This window comes from Microbacterium sp., assembly GCF_047972865.1.
GTDB lineage: Bacteria > Actinomycetota > Actinomycetes > Actinomycetales > Microbacteriaceae > Microbacterium.
Window position 1 is genome coordinate 1 of the sequence record NZ_JBKEAY010000126.1, and the last position, 5046, is coordinate 5046.

5 protein-coding genes and 1 tRNA gene are annotated in these 5046 nt (G+C 70.7%); 1 reads left to right on the forward strand and 5 read right to left on the reverse strand.

Annotated elements, in window-relative coordinates; genetic code table 11:
- From ACK5KK_RS07760 to serS, 4 genes are all read right to left on the reverse strand, one after another.
- On the reverse strand, window positions 1-848 hold an 848-nt coding region (locus tag ACK5KK_RS07760), incomplete at its 3' end, for an LCP family protein (protein ID WP_416889512.1).
- A gap of 368 nt (window positions 849-1216) precedes the next feature.
- Window positions 1217-1301: transfer RNA gene (locus ACK5KK_RS07765), tRNA-Ser, on the reverse strand.
- A gap of 60 nt (window positions 1302-1361) precedes the next feature.
- The gene (locus ACK5KK_RS07770; protein WP_416889516.1) at window positions 1362-2159 is read right to left on the reverse strand and encodes an HAD family hydrolase; all 798 of its coding nucleotides are present in this window, start codon (window positions 2157-2159) and stop codon (window positions 1362-1364) included.
- Between the two features lie 23 nt (window positions 2160-2182).
- Window positions 2183-3448 carry a serine--tRNA ligase gene (gene serS, locus ACK5KK_RS07775; protein ID WP_416889513.1) on the reverse strand — a complete coding sequence of 422 codons (1266 nt, stop codon included), beginning with the start codon at window positions 3446-3448 and terminating at the stop codon, window positions 2183-2185.
- Window positions 3449-3517: 69 nt separating this feature from the next.
- Here serS and ACK5KK_RS07780 point away from each other — a divergent pair, with 69 nt between their 5' ends.
- The gene (locus tag ACK5KK_RS07780) at window positions 3518-4267 is read left to right on the forward strand and encodes a GntR family transcriptional regulator (RefSeq protein ID WP_416889514.1); all 750 of its coding nucleotides are present in this window, start codon (window positions 3518-3520) and stop codon (window positions 4265-4267) included.
- 5 nt (window positions 4268-4272) lie between these two features.
- On the opposite strand, the gene ACK5KK_RS07785 is transcribed toward ACK5KK_RS07780, so the two are convergent.
- Window positions 4273-4974, reverse strand: coding sequence for a sugar isomerase domain-containing protein (locus ACK5KK_RS07785; protein ID WP_416889515.1), 702 nt, complete (start codon window positions 4972-4974; stop codon window positions 4273-4275).
- Between the last annotated feature and the right edge of the window lie 72 nt (window positions 4975-5046).

Here is a 5046-nt window from a genome sequence, read left to right on the forward strand (position 1 = left end):
AGCAGCGTGCCCGGATCGGCCAGCACCCCGCCGGACTGCAGCTTGCGCACCAGCGATCCCATGAACTGCTGCTGATTCGAGATGCGCCCCAGGTCCGAACCGTCGCCGATGCCATGGCGGATGCGGAGGAACTGCAGCGCTTCCTCTCCAACCAGCGTGTGCTCGCCGGCGGACAGCTTCAGCCCGGTATGCCGGTCGCTGATGTCACTGGACACACACACGTCCACGCCGCCGATCGCATCGGAGATGTTGATGACGCCGGTCCACCGCACCGCCGCGGCGAACTGAATCTGCACACCCGTCAGCTCTTCGACGGTCGCGACCGTGCACGGCAGACCTCCGTACGAGTACGACGTGTTGATCATCTGCGCGTAGAACGGACCGTACTGCGCGCCCTCCTCATCGGTGCACCCCGGGATCGGAACGATCATGTCGCGGGGGAACGAGACCACCGTCACCCGCCGCGGTGCATCGCTGATGTGCACCAGCATGGTGACGTCGTTGCGCTCGCCGCCGTCGTCGTGCGCGCAACGCGGAAACAGCTCGACATCCTGACCCTCGCAGGAGTCGGTGCCGACCACGAGGAGGTTCACGCCCCCCTCGATCTCACTGATCGTCTCGGGGATCTCCTCTTCGTCACCGATCGTGACGCTGCCCTCGTCGAGCGCCCGCGCGGCATTCCACACATAGAAGCCGCCCACCGCCGTCGCACTGATCGCGACGACGACCACGACCGCGACGAGCACGGTGAGCAGGTGGACGAGCGGGCGAGGCCCGGCGTCGCTGCTGTGCCGGGCGACCGGTTCGCGGCGCCGCGACAGCTTCTGCGTCTGGGGGCTCTCGCTCACGGGTATCCCTTCTCACCGGACCTCGACCGGCGGAACGGGGACATGCCGGCGGGCAACACGAGCGGTTGGGCCGCTCCGTCGTCTCCGGCCAGTTTAGGGAGGCCTCACTGAAAGGCCGTTGTGAGCCACGTGCCGCCGCGTCTGTTCGGAATCGTTCGGATGCTTCGTCCGTCCTCGTCCCGGACACCAGACCGGGTTACGGTCGACACGCTGGGGCAGCGGCCGGGCGACGCGTCGCCGGACTCACCCCGGGGGAGACCGCACCTGTCGGCGACATGCCGAGGTGTGCGCGTCGCGCCGGCCGCAACACCCTGTTCCCACCGCGACGCGCGGACGGATGCCGTCGGACGCCGCAGCCGGATCCCCCGCGGAGGGTGTGGGATTCGAACCCACGGGACATTGCTGCCCACCGGTTTTCAAGACCGGGTCCTTCGGCCGCTCGGACAACCCTCCAGGCCGACAACGCCGACCATCGCCGAGTCTAATCGGTTCCGCTCCGCCCGACGCCGCGCCCTACAGCCGGTACAGCGTCTGCGCCACCCCGCCGTCGTACACCGACCCGGCCACCTCGTTCGCTTCGCTCAGCACCTCGGCGGGTCCCTGCCCCATCGCCACGGCGCGCCCGCCCGATTCGCGCGCCCACCGAAGCATGCCAATGTCGTTGCGTCCGTCGCCCATCACCATCACCCGATCCGGTGGGATGCCGAGCCACTCGCGCACCCGCTCCAGCGCGGTCGACTTGTCGACCCCCTGTGGAGCGATGTCGAGCCACGCCGACCAGCCCACCGAGTACGACACCTCACTCAGCCCGATACGCGACACCAGCGCCAGGAAGTCGTCGTCGGTCCCCTCCGGCGCCACCACGACGACACGGCACACCGGCTGCGCCGACAACTCCTCGAACGGCACCCGCGTCGCCTGCACGAGATTCCAGTCCTCCATCGGCTCGGTGTACAGCCGGCGCCCATCGGCGAGCTCCACCAGGTAGTGCGCGTCGGGCAGGTGGGTGCGCAGCAGCTCCAGCACCTGGGCCGGATCGAACGTCTCGACGTGATGCCGCTCGTAGCGGGCCTCGTCGGCGAAGTCGCCGCCCACCCACCGCAGAATCACCGCACCGTTGGAGCAGACCACGTACTCCGGCGTCAGCCCGAGCACCCGCAGCACGCCGCGGGTCCCCTCCCACGACCGCCCGGTGGCCAGCATCACCTCGTGACCGGCGCGGCGCGCGTGCGCGACGGCATCCACCACTCCCGGGCTGAGCGACTCGTCCTCCAGCAGCACGGTCCCGTCGACATCGAGCGCGATGAGCATCCGGCCCGATGTGTCCGCACCGGTCACCGGATGGGCTCCGCGACCTCGATCCCGCCCACATAGGGGCGCAGCACCTCGGGGATGACGACGGAACCGTCGGCGCGCTGATGCGTCTCCAGCAGCGCGACGATCCACCGCGTCGTGCCGAGCGTGCCGTTCAGCGTCGCGACCGGCGTGGTCTTCGCACCGTCGGGGCGGTACCGCACGTCGAGTCGGCGCGCCTGATACGTCGTGCAGTTCGATGTGCTCGTCAACTCGCGGTAGGCACCCTGCGTGGGCACCCACGCCTCGATGTCGTACTTGCGCGCCGCGCTGGAGCCCAGGTCGCCCGCGGCGACATCGATCACCCGATACGCCAGACCCAGGTCCTTCAGCATCCGCTCCTGCATGTCGAGCAGGAGCAGATGCTCGGCCTCAGCGGCGTCGGGGGTCGTGTAGACGAACATCTCCAGCTTGTTGAACTGGTGCACGCGGATGATGCCGCGGGTGTCCTTCCCGTACGACCCGGCCTCCCGCCGGTAACAGGTCGACCAGCCGGCGTAGCGCTTCGCGCCGCCGGTGAGGTCGAGGATCTCGTCCATGTGGTACCCGGCCAGCGGCACTTCGCTGGTGCCCACCAGGTACAGGTCGTCGTCGTCGAGGTGATACACCTCGTCGGCGTGCTGTCCCAGGAACCCCGTGCCCCGCATCACTTCGGGACGCACGAGCGTCGGCGGGATCATGGGCACGAAACCGGCATCGACGGCGCGCTGCAGCGCCAGCGACATGAGCGCGTACTCCAACCGCGCCCCGATGCCGGTGAGGAAGTAGAACCGGCTGCCCGATACCTTCGTGCCGCGCTCCATGTCGATCGCACCGAGCATCTCCCCCAGTGCCAGGTGGTCGCGTGGCTCGAAGTCGAAGGATGCCGGTTCGCCGTGTGTGTGCAGGGTGACGAAGTCCTCCTCGCCGCCAGCGGGCACCCCCTCGATGATCACGTTCTCGATGCGCCCGAGTGCCTCCTCCGCGAGCTGTTCCGCTGCGGTGGCGGCGTGCTGGGCGGCTTTGACCCGTTCGCTGAGCTGCTTGGCCTCGGCCACCAGCGCCGGCTTGTCCTCTTTCGCGGCGGAGGCGACCTTCTTGCCGTGGGCGTTCTGCTCGGCCCGCAGCTCCTCGAAGGCCGTGATGGCGGCGCGCCGATCACGGTCGGCGGCGAGCGCCGCGGCCACCGTGTCGGGCGACAGTCCGCGTGCCTCCTGCGAGCGCGTCACGAGGTCAGGATGGTCGCGGAGCAGAGCCAGGTCGATCACTGCCCCAGTCTCCCACAGCACCCCCGCGCCGGTGGGGATCGCCGGGGCGCGCGGGGTTATCGTGAGGGGATGGCCGATACGCCCAAGTATGCGCAGCTGATCACGCAGCTGCGCGCGCTCATCGCCGAGCTGCCCGTGGGCGCGCCGGTGCCGAGCGAGCGTGCCCTGGCGGAGCAGTCGGGCGTGTCCCGCATGACCGCTCGGCGCGCGCTGTCGGCGCTCACCGCGGAGGGCTACCTGCGGCGCGTCGTCGGGCAGGGGTCGTTCGTCGCGCGGCCCGCCGTCAATCTGCCGTTGCGGTTGACCGGCTTCAGCGAAGACATGCGCTCCCGCGGTCTGGACCCGTCCTCGCGCGTGCTGGACTGCCGCGTCGACCCCGCCGACGACGACCTCGCGGGCGTCTTCGACGTGCCCGCCGGCGAAGACGTGCTCCGCATCGTGCGGCTCCGCCTGGCCGATGACCTGCCCATCGCCATCGAACGGGTGCATCTGCTCGCCGCAGCGGTGCCGGGAATCGACCGGATCGATCTGGCGACGCAGTCGCTGTATGCGGTCCTGGAACGCGACTACGCGATCCGTTTCGACGCGGGCCGGCAGACCATCAGGGCCGGCATCGCAGAACCGGCGGATGCCGAGGTGCTCGGCATCGCCCCCGGTTCGGCCGTGCTCGAGCTGGTGCGCACCTCGGCGATGCAGGACCGGGTCATCGAGCACACCGTCAGCACCTACCCCGGCGACCGATTCGAGTTGTCGGCCCAGATCGCACCGGCCACGGCCGACGCCGCAGGGCACAGCGCCCTGCGACGTCGGCCGCGGTGAACCGCCTACAGCTCGGGCACCCGCCCGGTCAGCTGCGCGAGGACGGCGGCGTTGCTCTCATCCGTTCCGGCGACGTTCGCGCTGCGCCAGCGCGGCGCCTCGGGCCACCGGGTGTGCACGGCCCGCAGCACCGCGTTCCACAGCACCGTCGTCGCGATGCTCGACACCGGCGCGGTCACCGGGGCCTCGGGGGGCCAGGTGACGTCGCCCGGCGGCACCTGCGTGTCGAGCACGACATCCGCCAGCTCCGCGAGCCGCTGGCCGGCTCGCGGTGGGGCCGCCGCGCTCGCGGCCACCGACGTGACGGCGATCACGGTGGCGCCGCGCTCCCGCGCGAGCTGCGCGATCTCGACCGGATACGGGTTGATGCCCGAGTTCGAGAACACCACGACCGTGTCCGCGGCACGGATCGATGCCCGCGCGGCCACCTCCCGCCCGCCGCCGGGCATCCGCTCGGCGCTGGTCGCCGCCCGTGCACCCGTCAGCGGCATGATCGACGGATCCCACAACGGCCGGACGTACGCGAGTCCCCCGGCGCGGAAGAACGTCTCCAGAACGGCCGCCAGCGAGTGCCCGGCACCGGCCGGGCGCACCAGCCCGTCGGCATGCCCGGTGGCGGCGACGGCGTCGGCCGTGGCCGCCACGGCCGCCTCGTTGACGGCCAGCACGTGGGCGACGTAGGCCGAGAGGTCGTCGGTCACAGCCATCCCTTCTCCTCCAGGTGCTCGGTCAGCCGCGTCCGCACGTGCGCGGCGTCGATGAAGCTCGTCACCGGGACC